At 74.9% G+C, this 16768-nt stretch carries 15 protein-coding genes; 7 read left to right on the top strand and 8 right to left on the bottom strand.

Translation table 11 applies throughout. The features are described from left to right. Positions 1-1255 (top strand): SDR family NAD(P)-dependent oxidoreductase (locus KME80_RS38170; RefSeq protein WP_219513260.1); only part of this gene is annotated, 1255 nt, incomplete at its 5' end. Between the two features lie 5 nt (positions 1256-1260). On the opposite strand, the gene KME80_RS38165 is transcribed toward KME80_RS38170, so the two are convergent. The 6 genes from KME80_RS38165 to KME80_RS38140 form a co-directional block, all read right to left on the bottom strand. After that, positions 1261-2205 (bottom strand): ACP S-malonyltransferase, encoded by a 945-nt coding sequence (locus KME80_RS38165; protein ID WP_219513258.1) that lies wholly within the window; start codon positions 2203-2205, stop codon positions 1261-1263. Then, positions 2202-3236: a 3-oxoacyl-ACP synthase III family protein gene (locus KME80_RS38160; protein WP_219513249.1), complete on the bottom strand. Its 1035-nt coding sequence runs from the start codon at positions 3234-3236 to the stop codon at positions 2202-2204. Before KME80_RS38160 ends, KME80_RS38165 begins: the two co-directional genes overlap by 4 nt. A 92-nt stretch (positions 3237-3328) precedes the next feature. Next, positions 3329-4135, bottom strand: coding sequence for an SDR family NAD(P)-dependent oxidoreductase (locus KME80_RS38155; RefSeq protein WP_219513247.1), 807 nt, complete (start codon positions 4133-4135; stop codon positions 3329-3331). Next, the gene (locus tag KME80_RS38150) at positions 4108-5838 is read right to left on the bottom strand and encodes an acyl-CoA dehydrogenase family protein (protein ID WP_219513244.1); all 1731 of its coding nucleotides are present in this window, start codon (positions 5836-5838) and stop codon (positions 4108-4110) included. The genes KME80_RS38155 and KME80_RS38150 overlap by 28 nt, the downstream gene beginning before the upstream one ends. Next, on the bottom strand, positions 5829-7175 hold the full coding sequence (locus tag KME80_RS38145) for a WS/DGAT domain-containing protein (RefSeq protein WP_219513242.1): 1347 nt from the start codon (positions 7173-7175) through the stop codon (positions 5829-5831). Before KME80_RS38145 ends, KME80_RS38150 begins: the two co-directional genes overlap by 10 nt. A gap of 40 nt (positions 7176-7215) precedes the next feature. Continuing rightward, positions 7216-7494, bottom strand: a complete 279-nt coding sequence (locus tag KME80_RS38140; RefSeq protein WP_219513241.1) for an acyl carrier protein — start codon at positions 7492-7494, stop codon at positions 7216-7218. Positions 7495-7678: 184 nt separating this feature from the next. On the opposite strand from KME80_RS38140, the gene KME80_RS38135 reads away from it, so the two are divergent. Next, the gene (locus KME80_RS38135) at positions 7679-10162 is read left to right on the top strand and encodes an MMPL family transporter (RefSeq protein ID WP_219513239.1); all 2484 of its coding nucleotides are present in this window, start codon (positions 7679-7681) and stop codon (positions 10160-10162) included. 55 nt (positions 10163-10217) lie between these two features. Continuing rightward, positions 10218-11180 (top strand): esterase/lipase family protein, encoded by a 963-nt coding sequence (locus tag KME80_RS38130; protein ID WP_219513230.1) that lies wholly within the window; start codon positions 10218-10220, stop codon positions 11178-11180. An 82-nt stretch (positions 11181-11262) separates the two neighbouring features. Here the strand turns inward: KME80_RS38130 and KME80_RS38125 are convergent, their stop codons facing one another. Next, positions 11263-11769 (bottom strand): response regulator transcription factor, encoded by a 507-nt coding sequence (locus tag KME80_RS38125; RefSeq protein ID WP_219513214.1) that lies wholly within the window; start codon positions 11767-11769, stop codon positions 11263-11265. Between the two features lie 636 nt (positions 11770-12405). Beyond that, complete coding sequence (locus tag KME80_RS38120) at positions 12406-13446, bottom strand: beta-ketoacyl-ACP synthase III (protein WP_308126097.1); 1041 nt, start codon at positions 13444-13446, stop codon at positions 12406-12408. 301 nt (positions 13447-13747) lie between these two features. On the opposite strand from KME80_RS38120, the gene KME80_RS38115 reads away from it, so the two are divergent. The 4 genes from KME80_RS38115 (at position 13748) to KME80_RS38100 (ending at position 16672) form a co-directional block, all read left to right on the top strand. After that, entirely contained in the window at positions 13748-14998 is a 1251-nt protein-coding gene (locus KME80_RS38115) for a beta-ketoacyl-[acyl-carrier-protein] synthase family protein (protein ID WP_219513212.1), read from the top strand. Positions 14999-15156: 158 nt separating this feature from the next. After that, the gene (locus KME80_RS38110) at positions 15157-15402 is read left to right on the top strand and encodes a hypothetical protein (RefSeq protein WP_219513210.1); all 246 of its coding nucleotides are present in this window, start codon (positions 15157-15159) and stop codon (positions 15400-15402) included. 23 nt (positions 15403-15425) lie between these two features. Then, positions 15426-15677: a hypothetical protein gene (locus KME80_RS38105; RefSeq protein ID WP_219513208.1), complete on the top strand. Its 252-nt coding sequence runs from the start codon at positions 15426-15428 to the stop codon at positions 15675-15677. A 182-nt stretch (positions 15678-15859) separates the two neighbouring features. Next, positions 15860-16672 carry an HNH endonuclease family protein gene (locus KME80_RS38100; protein WP_219513206.1) on the top strand — a complete coding sequence of 271 codons (813 nt, stop codon included), beginning with the start codon at positions 15860-15862 and terminating at the stop codon, positions 16670-16672. The last annotated feature ends 96 nt before the right edge of the window (positions 16673-16768 follow it).

Raw genomic sequence — 16768 nt, 5'->3', positions numbered from 1 at the left:
GCGGCCGGCGGCCATCCGGGACCCGGCGGTCAAGGCGATCGCCGAGATCGCCGCCGGGCGGCTGCCGCTGCCGCGGACCACGGCGTTCCCGCTGGCCGAGGCGGCTGCCGCGATGAAGCGGCTGGCCTCCGGCGACCACATCGGCCGGATCGTGCTCACCTTCCCCGAGCCCGGGCGGCGCGTGCGGGTCGTGGCGCCCGAGCGGGACGACGTGGTGCGGCGCGGCGGCGCGTACGTCGTCACCGGCGGCACCAGGGGGCTGGGGCTGGAGGCGGCGCGCTGGCTGGCGGAGGCGGGGGCCGGCCGGGTCGTCCTCGGCGGGCGGGGTGAGCTCGGCGAGCGCGAGCGCGCGACGGTGGCGGCGGTCCGCGCGGCCGGGTGCGAGGTGGAGGTGGTGCGGGGCGACGTCGCCGACCCCGCCACCGCGCGCCGCCTGGTCGCCGCCGCGGGCGAGCGCCTGCGCGGCGTCCTGCACACGGCCGTGGTCCTCGACGACGCGCCGCTGACCTCGCTCACCCCCGAGCGGCTGGAACGCGTGTGGCACCCCAAGGTGACCGGCGTGAAGAACCTGCACGAGGCCACGGCCGGCGCCGCGCTCGACTGGTTCGTCATCTTCTCGTCGATGGCGGCCATGCTCGGCAACCCGGGACAGGCGAGCTACGCGGCGGCCGGGGCGTGGGTGGACGCCTTCGCCCACTGGCGTCACCGGCGCGGGCTGCCCGCGCTCTCGGTCGACTGGGGCGCGTGGGGCGAGGCCGGGCGGGCGACGGACCTGGCCGGGCGGGGGTTCGCGACGATCGGCACCGAGGAGGGGTTCGCCGCGCTGGGCGAGCTGCTGCGCCACGGCCGGGTCAACACCGGGATGTTCGCCTACCAGCCGGAGCTGATGTTCCGGCTCTTCCCCGCCGCCGGTCAGGCCCCGCTCCTGGCCGAGCTGGGCGCCGGGCAGGAGGCCGCGGAGCCGGGCGTGGACGCCGAGTCCGTCCTGGCGCACCCGCCCGGGCCCGCCAGGACGCAGCTCGTCCAGGACGTGGTGGTCCGCGTCCTGGCCGCGCTGCTGGGCACGCAGGCCCCGGCCGTGCCCGCGCACGCGATGTTCACCGACCTCGGGCTCGACTCCCTGCTCGCGGTCGCGCTGGCGCACCGGCTGGCCAAGGCGCTGGGCATCACGCTCACGCCCGCCGCCGTCTGGGCCCATCCGTCGGCCGCCCGGCTGGCCGCGCACCTGGACGGGCTGCTCGCCGGAGGGCGGTGAGCCGGTCAGCTTCCCGTGGCGGCCGTGGCCAGTAGCCAGTCGCGGTCACCGGCCAGCGGGGCGAACGCGCGGACGCCAGGCAAGGTCGCGCGCACGCAGCGGGTGACCGCGTCCCCGGCGCTCAGCTCGACGTACCGCAGGCCGGGGCCGAGACGCCGCAGCGTCTCGGGGAGCCGCACCGGCTGCGTCACACAGGCGGCCAGGGCCCGGCGCAGGTCCTCGCCGTCGTCGTACGCGCGCCCGTGGACCGGCGAGTGGACCGGCACCCGCAGCGGACGCTGCCGCAGCGGGCGCAGCCCCCGCAGGAAACGCCCGGCGACCGCGCCGAGCGCGGGGTGGTGCGAGGCGTAGGGGACGGCGAGCCGGGTCATCGGCGTCCCGCCGAACGCCAGCAGCGCCTCGACCGCCTCGACGGGGCCGCTCACGATCGTCTGGTCCGGCGCGTTGACGCAGGCGAGCCGGAGCTCGGGCAGGCGGGCGCTGGCGAGCAGCCGCAGGCACGCCTCCTCGCCGAGCTCCGGCAGCAGGACCATCGCCCCGCGCCCCTCCACCTGCCGGAACGCCGCGTTGAGCGCGCGCACCGCGCGGGCGCCGTCGGCGACGTCGAACGCGCCCGCGCAGACGAGCGCCGCGATCTCGCCGAAGCTCTGCCCGACGATCGCGTACGGGGTCAGCCGCGCCGACAGCGCCCGGCCCACGACGACCGACACCGCGTACCCGGCCAGCTGCGGCACCCCCGGCTCCATCCGCACGGACCGCGACCGGTCGAGCAGCACCCGGCGCAGCCCCGCCCCGGCGTCCGGGATCACCGCCTCGATCTCGTCCAGCACCTGGTCACAGGCCGCGCGGACGGCGGGCGATGCGTCGTGGACGTCCGCCAGCGCGCCGCGCGGGTCGCCGCCCTGGCCGGGGACCAGGAACACCGGCCCCGCCTGCGCCGCCCCGGTCAAGGCGACCCCGATCCGCCGGCGGACCAGGTCAGCACGCCGCTCCCCCAGGTCAGCCCCGCGCCGAACGCGACGACGAGCACCCGGTCACCCGGGCTCAGCCTGCCCTGCCGGTGCGCGCCCGCCAGGGCGTAGGGCAGCGATCCGGCGCCGATGTTGCCCACCCGGTCGGCGACGATCACCAGCCGGGCGGGGTCGAACCCGGCCTCGGCGCACGCCTGCCGGAGCAGCACCGGGTTGGGCTGGTGGGTGACGACCAGCGCGATGTCGTCCCTGGTCAGGCCCGATCTCCGCAGCGCCTCGGCGGCGGCCAGCGGGAAGATCTCCAGGATGAACTTGCGCACCGCCCGGCCGTCCATGCGGATCAGGTGCAGGCCCCGCTCCAGCGTCTCGCGGCAGGCCGGGAACCGGCTGCCGCCGCCGGGGATCAGCACGTCGCCGGCGCGGGTGCCGTCGGACCCGAGCGTGATCGGGCCGAACCCGTGGCCGCCGGGCACCCGGCCGAGGATCGCCGCTCCGGCCCCGTCCGCGAACAGCACCCCCGTCGCGCGGTCGCCGGTGTCGAGGAAGCGGGAGTACGTCTCCACGCCGACGACGGCGGCATGGCGTCCCCTCGGCTCGGCGCGCAGCCAGTCGCACGCGACCCGGGCGCCGAACAGCCAGCCCGCGCACGCCGCCGAGACGTCGAACGCGACAGCGTTCTCCGCGCCGAGCGCCGCCTGGACCCGGCAGGCGGTCGACGGGCCGAGCTCGTCCGGCGTGGACGTCGCCAGGATCAGCAGGTCCAGGTCGCCCGGCTCCAGCCCGGCGTCGCGCAGCGCCGCCCGCACCGCGTGCGCGGCCAGGTCCGAGCTCGCCTGGCCGGGGGCGGCGACGTGCCGCCGGAGCACGCCGGTCCGCTCGGTGATCCACTCCGGCGGCACGCCCGCCCGTTCGGCGACCTCCTCGTTGGTGCGCACCGCGTCGGGGACGTAGGCGCCGGTGCCGAGCACGCCGATTCCCGGTTGGGAGATCAAGCCGTTCACCTCTCTCATACGCGCCTCCATAGGAGGCAAGGGCTTCAGGGGGCTGGGTGGCGCCCCGGTGAGGCAGGGCCTTCAGGGGGGCTGGGGCTTTCGGAGGGGGGTCAGGGCATGTCGATGCGGCCGAGGGCGAGGAGGTCGATCAGGGCGGGGCCGCCGTTGTAGGCGGTCATGCCGCCGTCGATCGTCAGGATCGTCCCGGTCACCATCGAGGCGGCGTCGCCGGCCAGGTAGAGGGCGCCGTCGCCGATCTCCTCCGGGGTGGCCCAGCGGCGGGCGGGCACGGCGCGCATCAGCGCCTCGGACGCCTGCCGGTCGCCGTGGAAGGACGCGGTCAGGTCGGTCGCCACCCAGCCCGGCTGGATGGCGTTCACCCGTACGCCGGAGGCTGCCCATTCGGCGGCGAGCGTGCGCGTGAGGGAGTTCACGGCGGCCTTGACCGCCCCGTAGTGGGACAGCATCGGGCAGCCGCGCTCCCCCGCGACGGAGGAGACGTTGACGACGGAGCCGCTGCCGCGCGCCGTGGCGTGCCTCCCGAACAGCCGCAGGAACCGGGCGACCGCCGTGAGGTCGACGGCGAGCACGTGCTGCCAGTCCTCGTCGGTGAGGTCCAGGAACGGTCCCGCGCCGCCGACGGAGCCGGCGTTGTTGACGAGGATGTCCAGGTGGCCGAAGCCGTCGACGGCCCGGGCGAAGGCGGCGTCGATCGCGCTGACGGAGCTCGCGTCGCAGGGCAGGGTGAGGGTTCTGACGCCGTGCTTGCCGGCCAGGGCGGCGACGTCCTCCAGCGCGCTCGCGCCGCGGGCGAGCAGGGCGACGTCGGCGCCCGCCTGGGCGAAGCGGAGCGCGATCGCCCGGCCGATGCCGCGCGAGGCGCCGGTGATCAGCGCTGACTTGCCGGTGAGGTCCATGCGGTGCTCCAAAGGGGAGGTTCGTGCAGTTCGGGCAGTTCGAAGGCGTCGACCAGCTCGGAGGTCAGCGGCATCAGCTCGGCGCGCAGCTCGTCGCGGGCCGCCCTGATCCGGGACATGAGCGGGGGCGTGGCGATGCCCTCGTCCAGCAGGAGACCGGCCCGGCGGTCCGCCCAGTCGAGGGCGTACCAGCTCAGCAGCGGCCGCAGGCGCGGCGGGCCGTCCTGGAGGATCTCCAGGACGACGCGGTCGGCCAGCGCGGTCGCGGTCCTGGCGGCCTGTGGGAGGTGTGGGTCCCAGCCGCCGGAGGGGCCGGGGGCGCCGACGCGGGCGGCGAGGTCGTTCAGGAGGCGGGTCTCCAGGGCGCGGGCGGCGTCGAGGCAGCCGCCGAGCGACAGGTCGAGGGCGGCCTGGGCGGGCTCCGGGGGGTCGTAGCGGTCGCGTTCGACCATGGCGCGCGCGACGTCGAAGAGGATGAGCTGGTTGTCCCCTCCGGCGCTGATGTAGCCGTGCGCGAGTCCCCGGTAGCCGTTGAGCCTGCCGGAGGCGACGAAGCCGGGCGCGCCGCAGTGGGTGCGGCACAGGCCGGCCGTCTCCTCGGCCAGCGCGGTGACGGCGGCCTTGAGCAGCGGCAGCATCAGGTCGACGGACGCCCACGGGGCCCAGATCGGGGCGGATTCGGCGCCGCCTTCCGTCCAGGTCACGCCGGTCTTGACGTGGTTGGCGACGGCGGTCAGCGCGTACGCCCTGGACAGCGCGGTGAGCACGGCCTCCTGCTGGTTGCGGTGCTCGATGAGCGGGCGGCCGCGGGCCAGCCGCCCCTGTGTGGGGCGGCCAGCGGAGTGCCGGGTCAGCACGGCGGCGCCGGCGCGGGTGACGGCCGCGCTCGCCGCGATGACGCCACGCCACACGTACGGGGCCGCGCACATCGACAGGGCGGGCCGGGTCGCGGCCAGGGGGTCGTGGACGACGCCGGCGTCGGTGACGCGCGCGCCCGCCGCCAGCCACGATCCGGCGGGCAGCCGGAGCCCGTCGAAGCGCACGGCCGCCCAGTCCAGGGGCAGCGCGTGGTTGTCGGCGGCGGGCAGCACCGTGACGCCGTCCGGCACGGAGCCGTCGCCGAGGGGCACCAGGAAGAGGAAGACGCCCCGGTCGCCTTCGTCGTCGACCAGGCGGGCGTACACGGTGAGGAGCTTGGGGACGGCCGGGTGGCCCGCCGTGGTGGGGAACTTCACGGCCGCCGGGTCGGGGGTGGTCAGGACGAAGGAGCCGTCGCGGGCGTCGAGGCGGGCGACGGTGGCGGGCATCAGGTGGCTGTTGCTGCGCCCGGCCTCGGTCATGGCGACGACGCCGAAGCGTTCCATTCCCTCGAGCTGCCGCCGTACGGGCTCGGTGCGCTCGTCGCCGAAGCGCAGGACCGGCACCAGCGTCAGCGTGTAGTGCAGCAGCATGACGTGGAAGAGCGCCGGGTCGGCGACGGCGGCCCGTTCCAGCAGCGCGCACAGGGCCCGCGGGTCCTCCAGGAGCTCCCGGGCGGGCGGCGCGGCGGTGCCGGCGTGCCGGAAGCGCTCGTAGGTGAGGGCGTGGCGGTCCGGCGGCGGCAGGGCGCGCGGGTAGCCGAAGAAGGCGGCGGGTATCGCCTCGCGCAGCCGCGCGTGCGGCTCGTCCGGCAGGCCGCCCCGCACGAACGTGATCAGATCCACGGTGACTCCTCCGGGGGTTCGTCAGTACGGGGTCGCCCGTCAGGGCGCGGTGACGGCGCGGTGACGGCGTCGTGCAGGACGCCCACGTGGCGGCTCCACAGCTCGGCGAGCCGGTCGCAGCCCGGCACGGCGGTGTCGAACAGGAGCGACGGCATGATCCCGTCCCGGTACTGGAAGAGCACGATCATCAGCGGCTGGGCGGGCAGCAGCGGCGGAATGCCCCAGACTTCCCGGATGGGCAGGTCGCCGAGGCGGAGCGGGCCCATCCGCACAGTCGTGATGAACATGGCGGTGTAGCGCGGGTCGAACAGCCTCGCCAGGAGCGGGCGCACCGCCGCGTAGGGCAGCCGGGGCAGGAGCGCGCGGTGCAGCTCGCGGTGGCGTTGCAGGCGTTCCATGGTCGTCTGCGCGACGATCCGGTCGAGCTGCTCGACCGGCGAGGGCCGGTGGCACGGCAGGTGGATGTGCAGGCCGGTGACCTGGTTGCCGAGGCATCCGCTACCGCGTCCGGCGCGCAGGCTGAGCGGCACGGCGACGGGCAGGCCGCGGCGGCGGCCCGGGCCGACCGGCGCGGCCCACTCGGCGGGCGCCCAGTCGCGCAGCGCCCCGGTCAGCGCCGCCAGGCACACCTGGTTGCGGGTCGCCCCGGTCACCTTGGCGGTGGCGTTGAGCGCGTCCTGGTCGAAGCGGAAGGTCAGCATCTCGCGCCGGCCGGTGAACGGGCCGCGCAACTGCTCCAGGACCGGCACGCGCCGCAGGGGCACCGCGAGGTCCGACGGGGCGGGCCAGCGGCGGGGGCGGATCGCGGTGAAGTACTCGTCGGCCCGCGGCACGGGCAGGGCGCCGCCGCCGAACAGCGCGTGCACGGTCGCGCTGATCGACATCCCGTCCTGGAAGGCGTGGTCGGCGGCGTAGCACAGCGTGTACTGCTCCTCCTCCCCCGCCTCGGGGTAGCCGTGGATGAGCGCCAGCCGCCAGGGCGGCCGGTCGGCGGGGAACGGCTGGGCCATCAGCTCCAGGGCCTGTGACGTCACGTCGGCCCCGGGCGGCAGCCGGCACTCCACCACGTGGTCGCCGGGTGTGAAGCCGTCGCACACGGTCCAGGCGCGCTTCTCGCGGTTCACGCGGTAGCTCAGCACGGGGACGCGCCGGGCCTGGGCGGCCACCAGGCGGCGGAGGTCGCCGACGCCGGGCGGAGTCCCGGGGATGCGGACGATCCCGCCGATGTACATGGTCGTCTCGTCGGTGACCTGCCCGCCGAGACCGGAGACGAAGAACCGGTCGACGGGGCCCATCGGCACCTCGCGGTCCTCGTTCCTGACAGAAATGGTGCTCACGTCTTTACGCGCCCCTTCCGTGTCCGCGTGAATCGACTCGCTAGGTGCACGCGAATTCTTCGTCACCGGCCTGCCTGCCTTTTCCGAGATGTCGGTTGACATAGTCGAGGACGAGGTCCGGGGTGCCCAGGTCCCGGTACACGTCCTCGGGGGCGGGCACGTCGTATTCGTCGACGAGACGTTCGGCCAGCTCGACCAGCGCCAGGGAGTCGAGGCCCAGGTCGGCGAAGGCGGCGCCCGCCTGTTCCGGCGAGATCAGGACGTCCGAGTCCTCCCCGACGATTCGGTTGAGCTGGTCCAGCGTGAATTCCTCGGTCATGGCCGCAGTTTATGATCCGTGACCTGGCCCGGCCATTCTGCCGAAAGTCCCGGTGTCTTTGTTCCTGTCGCTTTTCCGGGCCCGGCGGGGAGAATTAATTGTCGCCGCAAAAGGCGTGCGGCCCGCTTCCGCCGAAATCCGGAGGACACGTTTGAGCACCCACAGTCGCTTCCCTTCACGGCCGATGGCGGCGAGGCGGCCGGGGGTGCCGCCCCGGGCGGGCGCGCTGGCCGCCTACGCCCGCTGGTGCGTGAGACACCGGGGCCGCATGCTGTCGTTCGCCCTGCTGCTCGCCGTGGTCCTCGGACTGGCCTCCATGAAGCTCGACGACCGGCTGTCCAACGGCGGCTACACCGTCCGCGGCACCCAGGCGGCGCGGGCCGAGGCGGTGATGGCGCGGCGCTTCCCGGTGAAGCCGGCCGACCTCGTGCTGCGGGTGAGCGCGAAGGAGGACGTCGACGCCCCGGCCGTCGCCCGGTCCGCCACGCGGCTCGACCGCTGGCTCGCCGACCGGCCCGGCGTCGCGGGGGTGCAGTCGTACTGGACGGCCCGCGATCCGGCGCTGCGCGCCCGCGACGGCCGGTCGGCGCTGATGCGGGTGGATCTGTCCGGGGACGACGCGCGGGCCGCCCGCACGGCCGAGCGGATCGTGCCGGCGCTGGCCGAGCGGGCGGGATCGCTCACTGTGGAGGCGACCGGGCCGGCGTGGGCGTCGGTGCAGTTCCTGCGGCTGGCCAAGGACGACCTGCACCGGGCCGAGCTGGTCACCGTGCCGCTGCTCCTGCTCATCCTGCTGCTGGCGTTCCGGTCGGTGCACGCGGCGCTGCTGCCGCTGGCGATCGGCGGCCTCACGATCGTGGCCACGCTGTCGGCGCTGGTGCTGCTCAGCGAGTTCACGCCCGTCTCGGTGTTCGCGCCGAACCTCACCACGGCGCTCGGGCTCGGGCTCGCCATCGACTACAGCCTGTTCATCACCACCCGCTACCGGGAGGAGCTGGCCCGCGGGTGCACGGTGGGACAGGCGGTCGAGCGGGCGATGGCGAGCGCCGGGCACACGGTGCTGTTCTCGGCCCTCACGGTGGCGCTGGCCACGGCCAACCTCCTGGTGCTGCCCCTGGGCGTGCTGCGGTCGCTCGCGATGACGACGATCGTCGTGGTGCTCATGGCGGCGGCCGCGACGATGCTGATCCTGCCGGCGCTGCTGGCCGTGGTCGGCGAGCGCATCACCGCGGGCGACCCGATCGCGTGGCTGCGACGCGCGCGGCATGCCAGGGCGCGCAACGGCCGGCGGCGGCCGGTCCTGGGCTTCGGGCAGGGGGCCGAGCGGTGCGCCCACTGCGGGGAGGCGCTGCGCGGGGTGGCGTTCCGGCGCTCGCGGCACCGGTGCGCGGTGCCGGAGAGCGCGGCCTGGCGGCGCGTGGCCGCGCTGTCGACGCGGCGGCCGGTGCTGGTCGGCGGGGTGTGCGCGCTGGTGCTGCTGCTGATGGCGGCCCCGTTCCTGTGGGTGCGCTTCGGGATCGCCGACGAGCGGGTGCTGCCCGCCGGCACCGAGTCCCACCGGACGGCGCGCGGCATCCACCAGGACTTCGCCCAGCCGTTCGACCGTGACCTGCACGTCGTCCTGCCGTACCTGGACAGCTCGCGGCCCGCCGGGTGCCGGCGGCTGGAGACGTACGCGCGCAGGCTGGCGGCGCTGCCGGACGTGACCGCCGTGCGGACGGCCACGGGCGTCCACCACCGAGGCGACGCGCCGAAGAAGTCCCCCTGCCCACCCGCGGCCGAGCCGGCGACCGGGGAGAAGGCCGGGAAGGCGGAGGCGGAGAAGGCGCTCGCCGGGGCTTACCACGGCAGCGCGGCGACGCTGGTCAGCGTGTCGAGCCCGCACGACGCCCAGTCGGCGGACGCCCGGGAGCTGCTCGACCGGGTCCGCGACGTGCGCTCGCCGGGCAGGCGGCTCGTCGCCGGGCCCACGCCGCAGGCCGTCGACACGCTGCGGGCGCTGCGCGACCGGCTGCCGCTGGCGGGCGGCCTCATCGCGGCCACGGTGCTGATGCTGCTGTTCCTGTTCACCGGCGGCGTGCTGGTGTCGGTCAAGGCCGTCGCCGTGGGCGCGCTGAGCCTGACGGCCAGTTGCGGCGCCCTGGTCGCGATCTTCCAGGACGGCCACCTGCGCGGCCTGCTCGGCGACTTCACGATGACGCACCAGGTGGAGGTGGTGTCCATCCTGCTCACGGTCACGGTGGCGTTCGGGCTGTCGGTGGACTACGAGGTGTTCCTGCTGTCGCGCATCCGGGAGCACCATCGGGCGACCGGCGACCACACGGCGGCGGTGGTCAGGGGCATCGCGGGGACCGGGCGGCTGGTGAGCGTCGCGGCTCTCGCGGTGGCGGTGTCGACGGGCGTGCTCGCGTTCTCCACGAACACGGTGCTGAAGATCATCGGGGTCGGCCTGGCGCTCAGCGTGCTGGTGGACGCGACGCTGGTGCGCGGCCTGCTGGTGCCCGCGTTCATGCGGCTCACCGGGACGGCCAACTGGTGGGCGCCCGCGCCGCTCGCCCGCCTGCACGCGCGGTTCGGCGTCGCGGACTCCGGTCCGCCGGCCGGGCCGCCGCCCCGGCCCACGGGGGTCCGGCGGGTGCTGGCCGCGCTGATGCCACCCCGGCATTGACCTACGGTTACCATTCCTCTACTTTCTGTAACCGTCGAGTTTCCCGGGACCTGTCATGCGCCTCGGCCTCACCGTGCTCCTGGTCGCCGCGACGACCGCCGTCGCCGTCACCGCTGTGCCCGCCCTGCCCGCCGCGCCCGCCCGGGCCGCGGACCTGCGGGGCGTCTTCCCCGTCCACCTGGCACTCTCCCTGACCGACCCGGACCGGCCGCCGCCCGGCGCCAACGACTGGTCGTGCCGCCCGTCGCGCCGCCATCCCGAGCCCGTGGTGCTCGTCCACGGCACGTTCGGCAACGCGTACGACTCCTGGCGTTACATGGCGCCCGAGCTCAGGCGGGCCGGCCACTGCGTCTTCGCGATCAACTACGGCGCGCCGCCCGGCAGCCCGCTCAAGGGCACCGGCGACATCCGGCGCTCGGCGCGCGAGCTGGCCCGGTTCGTCGACCGGGTGCTGGCGGCCACGGGCGCCCGCCGGGTGGCGCTGGTCGGCCACTCGCAGGGCGGGATGATGCCGCGCTGGTACCTGCGTTACGAAGGCGGCGCCGACGCGCGCAGGCCCTGGCGCAACAAGGTGTCGAAGCTCGTGTCGCTGGCCGCCACCCACCACGGCACGACGGCGTCCGGCGTGATGAGCACGCTGGACGTCCTCGGCGTGCGGCATCTGGCGGGCGCCGCGATCAGCCGGGCCGCGGTGCAGCAGGCGACCGGGTCGGAGTTCATGATCCAGCTCAACCGGGGCGGCGACACGATGCCCGGGGTGCGCTACACGGTGCTGGCGACGCGCTACGACGAGATCGCCACGCCGTTCAGGTCGACGTTCCTGTCGGCGGGGCCGGGGGCCGAGGTGCGCAACATCGTGCTGCAGGACGGGTGCGCGATCGACCTGACCGAGCACCTGGCGATGATCTACGACCCGAGGGCGCTGCACTACGTCAAGGAGGCGCTGTCGCCCGGCAGCGGCGGCGCCCCGGTCTGCCTGCCGGTCGTGCCCGTCGCCGGCGCCCCGCTCACCCCCTGAGCCGGGCACGGAGGGACGGGAGCCGGGGCGCGGGTGGGGGGCGAGGTCCCGGGTGACCTCGCCCCCGCTCGGATCGCGGCCGCTAGCCGGAGTCGCGCAGCCGTGACTCCTCCGCGATCACCCATCCCTCCCTGAGGGCGAAGAGCGCGGCCTCGGTGCGGCTGCGCACGTCGAGCTTGCGGAAGATGGCGTGCACGTAGTTCTTGACCGTCTTCTCGGCGATGTCGAGGGCGCCCGCGATCTGCCTGTTCGACATGCCCCTTCCGATGAGTGAGAGGACCCTGATCTCCTGGCTGGTGAGCCCGTGCCGTTCGGCTCCTGCCACCGGGGTAGGCGCCGGGCTCCCGTACTGGCGCGCTTGGCGGGGCCCGGCGGCGGGCCCCTCGTGCAGCATCTGCTCGCGCGTCCGCTCCAGGATCCGCAGAGCCTCCCGCTGGCGGGTCAGACCGTGGCGCACGAACTCGATCGCTTCCTCGATGTCCTTGATGGCCGATGACCGGGACCAGGAGACACTTGGCGCCCCGCTGAATGGACTCACCTTCGCGAAGCCGCTCAGCACGCGTCTGCTGGCGCTCTGGTTCTCTGTCATGTGGCTGCTTTCTCGTCTGTGCCCGTCGGGGGGACGACGGACCGTACCGATGCCCCACCTCAGGCGATCCGCGGGCGGGCGCGGTCACCGGTCGCCGGGGAGGCGGGCCACGCGGGCGGGGGTGTCGCCCGGCCATCCTCCCGGGCCCCACCTCCGGCGCCCGCGTGGGGCGCTGGGCGCCGCCGGCGGCGGCGCGGCGTCGCCTGCGGGCCCGCGCCCGCGCTATCGCCGGCGCGCAGCGTGTCGCGTACGCGATCCCGCGGCGGGCGCGTTCGTGGTGCCGGGGGGACCGGCGGGAGCGCTCCCGGCTTCCGGCGGCAGGGGCCTTCCCCCGGAAGTCCGGTCCGATCCTGCCGTACGGAATCGCGCGGGGCATGTGGGCGGCGGTCGCTTCGGGTTTGTTCGTGCGATGGTGACGTCGTCTCATGCGGCTCCAATCCGGGTGGCGTGCGCGCCCCGTTAGCCCCCGCGCCGAGAAACGCCTGGCAGACCACCCACTGCATTTAACATCGCGGTTCTGGCGCGGGCCAGAGAACCCGTGCGGCTCGAGATGCTTTTGTGTCCGGCCGCTCCCCGCTGCCTGAAATACGGCATAAGCCGCCAACTCTAGTGATTTACCTCCAGTAAATGGATGAGTCAGGGCAGCCGGATCACCTGCGCCCCGTAAGCGACCCCCGCGCCGAAACCGAGCAGAAGCGCCGGAGCCCCGGACGCCACGGCGCCTTCCTCCTTCAGCCGCGAGATCGCCAGCGGGATGGAGGCCGCCGAGGTGTTGCCCTGGTCCTCGACGTCACGCGCCACGACCACGTGGCCGGGCAGGCCGAGCCGGTCGGCGATCGCCTCGATCATGCGCAGGTTGGCCTGGTGCGGGACGAACGCCGCCAGGTCCGCCAGGTCGAGGCCCGCCGCGTCGACGGCCCGCAGCGCCACGGCGGGCATCTCGCTGATCGCCCACCGGTAGAGCTCGGGCCCCCGCATCCGGAAGTACGGCTCCCGGCAGCCGGGGGTGTCGCGGAAGTGCGCCCAGGTCAGGTCCTGTCCCGCCACGCCCGCCAGCGACCCGTCGCTCCCCCACGTCATCGGCCCGATGCCCGGCTCCCCGTACGCGCCGACGAGGGCGGCGCCGGCCCCGTCGGAGAAGATCACGGCGGTGGTGCGGTCGCCGGGGTCGACCAGGTCCGACATCCGCTCGCTCGCCACGACCAGCACGTGCCTGGCCGAGCCGCCCGCGATCAGCGACCTGGCCACGTCGAGCGCGTAGTTGAAGCCGGCGCAGGCCGCGGAGACGTCGAACGCGCCGACGCGCTTCGCGCCCAGCTCCCGCGCGATCTGCACGGCGGCGGACGGGCTCTGCCCGGTGTAGCTCATGGTGGCCGCCACGACGCAGTCCACGGCGTCGACGCTCCGGCCCGCCGCCGCCAGGGCCTTCTCCGCCGCGGCGGCCCCCATGGTCACGACCGTCTCGCCGGGCGAGGCGGCGCACCGGCGTCGGATGCCGGTCCGCTTGACGATCCAGGCGTCGGAGGTGTCCAGGGTCCGGCTCAGTTCGGCGTTGGCGACACCTCGCCCGGGCCGGTACGCGCCCACCGCGAGAATACGCGCGGGAATGGCGAGCCTGGGACCCGCGGCTATTCGCGATCCGCGTGTGCCGCCTTTCGGGACCGATTCGGCCGTCACGACTACCTCCTGCCGATGGATAACACGTCGTTCCTGATGTGATTCTGGAACTCTTTCGACAGCGTGACAAGTGCAGAAAGTCCCTGTGCACCGGGACTACCGGCGACTTCGCGAGCCCGCAGGGACTTTGGCCTCCAGCACATTTCCGGCATTTCTTCCGCTAAACCGAGCCCTTATTCTCTTGTCGCTCCGGAGCCCGCGTGAAAAATTGACGATGCCGGCGGAAGCGGCATGACCGCCCACTCGATAATCACTCCGCAGCCGGCACGGAATTCATAGAAGCGATTCAGGAGAGGCGCTGATGACGCACCATTCCGGCCGGCGGCGCACCGCGCGCCCGGACGTCGCCATCACCGGGATCGGCATGCTCACCCCGGCGGGGATCGGGACGGCGGCCACCTGGAAAGGGCTGTGCGACGGCCGCCCCACGGCCCGCCCGCACCCGGCCCTGACCGGGCTGACGGTGGACTTCGCCTGCTGGATCCCCGGCTTCGACGCGGCGGCCACCCTCGGCGGGCCGGTCTCGCGCAGGATGGACCGCTTCGCCCAGATGGCGATGGCCGCGGCGATCGAGGCGGTCACGGACGCCGGGCTGGACACGGCGGCCTGGGAGGGCAGCCGCGTCGGGGTGATCGTCGGCACCAGCATCGGCGGCATGCCGAGCTGGGAGGAGGCCCAGCGGCGGATGCTGGAGGGCGGGCCGCGCAAGGTGCCGCCGCTGGCGATGACGCGGGTGCTGCCGAACATGGCCGCCGGGGAGATCGCCATCGCCCTCGGCGCCGGCGGGCCCTGCCTCGCGGTCGCGGCGGCGTGCGCGTCGGGCGCGATGGCCCTGCACCTGGCCCGCGAGCTCCTGCGGTCCGACGCCGCCGACGTCATCATCGCCGGGGGCGCGACCTGCGACATCAGCCCGATGGTGATCTCCGGCTTCGACCGGCTCGGCGCCCTGTCGCGCCGCCGCGAGGACCCCGCCGGGGCGTCCCGCCCGTTCGAGGCCGCCCGGGACGGGTTCGTCATGGCGGAGGGCGCGGGCATGCTGGTGCTCGAACGCCTCGGCGACGCCCGGGCCCGCGCCGGCCGCCCGTACGCCGTGGTCGCCGGTTGCGCGGCGACCGACGACGCCCACCATCCCACGGCCCCCGACCCGGGCGGCGCCGGGGCCGAGCGGGCGGTGCGGCTGGCGCTGAGCGACGCGGGCGCCGGGCCAGGCGACGTCGGCCACGTCAACGCCCACGGCACCGGGACCGTGCTCAACGACGCCGCCGAGAGCAGGGTCATCCGCCGGGTGCTGCCCCACGGGGTGCCGGTCACCTCGCTCAAGGGCACGCTGGGCCACCTGATCGCGGGCGCGGGCGCCGTGGAGGCCGCCTGCGCCGCGCTGTCCCTGCGCGAGGGGCTGATCCCGCCCACCGCCAACCTCGACGTCCAGGACCCGGAGATCGACCTCGACGTCGTGACCGGCTCGCCGCGCCCGCTGGGGACCGGGCTCGCGCTGAGCAACTCCTTCGGTTTCGGGGGGCACAACGTGGTGCTCGCCCTGGCTCCCCCGTGAGCTCCCCTGATCCGCCCCCCTGATCCGCCCCCCTGATCCGTCCGTCCCGGCCGAGGAGGCCGCCTATGACCTGACCCGCGACGAGAAACCGCAGGAACGATGCACGCCGGAGGGTGGCCCGCAGGCCAGTCGGGACCGCCCGCCGTTCAGGAGGATCCATGAAAAGCAGGACGGCAATTCGACGCACGGCGACGGTCGGCGCGGCCGTCGCGGCGCTCCTCATGTTCGCGCCCGTGGCCGCGCAGGCCGACCCGTACGGGGACGGGCGGCACTGGCGCTACGTCGGCCAGTTCCCGACCGGCTGGCTGTGCGGCCAGAGCGGCCAGGCGCTGGTGCTGTTCACCGACGCCACCGACTACAGCTGCGTGCGGGAGCGCGGGGGCTACGCCCTCTTCACCCGATGACATCCGGACCAGGAAGGAACCACATGTTCACTCGTACCGCTGCCAAGCTCCTCACCATCGCCGTCGCGCTCGCCGGGGCCGGGACGGTGGCGCTCGCCGCCGCCCCGGCGGCCGGCGCCGAGGCCGCGAACCCGGCGGGGTCGCACTGGGACCACTGCGACCTGTGGTCGCGCTACGGCGGCCTCCACTGCTACACGGGCTACAACAGCTACACCGGCCACTACCCCGGCGACCGGGGCGGCCGGGGGCTGCTCGGCGGCCTGCTCGGCCTGTGAGCCGGTGACGGGCCGGGGCCCCGGTCCCGGCCCGTCACGGGAGCCTTTCGCGCGGCGGCATACCCCTCCGCCGCGCGACCCCCGGCGACATATCACCGCAAGTCGCCACTGACACGTTCCGTGACCGCAACCCTCGCTATCGTCACGCCGGTAGCACCCACGAGCCTCGGGAGGACCAGGGCATGGCGCAGCGTCTGCTCATCGAACGCCGCGACGGCCACCACGGCGGGCGGCGGGCCCGGCGGCTCGCGTGCGCCCTGGCCGCCACGGCACTCCTGCTCCCCGTCCACGCACTCCCCGTCCACGCGCTCCCCGTCCACGCGCTCCCCGTCCACGCGCTCCCCGTCCACGCGCTCCCCGTCCACGCGCTCCCCATCCACGCGCTCCCGGCCCACGCGCTTCCCGGCCAGGCGGCCTCGGCGCTCGCCGACCACGGCAGGCTGCCCGGCCTGGCCACCGCCGGCCAGGCGCGCGAGCAGCTCGACGCGCTCACCGTAGGGCAGCGCGGCTCGCTGGCGGGCTACAGCCACAGCTCGTTCATGCCGGAGTGGGCCGCCCAGGAGGGCGCCTGCGACACCCGCGAGACGGTCCTGCTGCGCGACGGCCACGGCGTCCAGGCCGACGCCGACTGCCGGCCCGTCGCCGGCACGTGGGAGAGCCCGTACGACGGCCGGACGCTGACCAGCTCCGACCAGATCGACGTGGACCATGTGGTGCCGCTGGCCAACGCCTGGCGGTCGGGGGCGGACGCGTGGAGCCCCGAGCGGCGCCGGGCCTTCGCCAACGACCTCACCCGCCCCGAGCTGGTCGTCGTCAGCGAGTCGGTCAACCTCGACAAGGGCGGCCGCACCCCGGTCACCTGGCGCCCGCCGCGCACCGCCTACTGGTGCACCTACGCCCGCGCCTGGATCGGCGTGAAGCACCACTACGGGCTCCGCGTCACCGAGGCGGAGAAGTCGGCCCTGACGGACATGCTCGCCACCTGCTCCCCGTGACGACGGGCGCCCGCCTGAAGGCCAGGTGACCCCCTCCTCCCGTCTGAAGGGCGTCCGACCTTCCCGCCCCCGCCTGAAGGGGGTTGACCTCCCCTC

The sequence above is a fragment of the Nonomuraea ceibae genome, assembly GCF_019396325.1.
In the GTDB taxonomy this organism is placed as follows: Bacteria; Actinomycetota; Actinomycetes; order Streptosporangiales; family Streptosporangiaceae; genus Nonomuraea; species Nonomuraea ceibae.
Note: the sequence above shows the minus strand (reverse complement) of the source record. Positions and strands in the feature narration are given on the sequence as shown.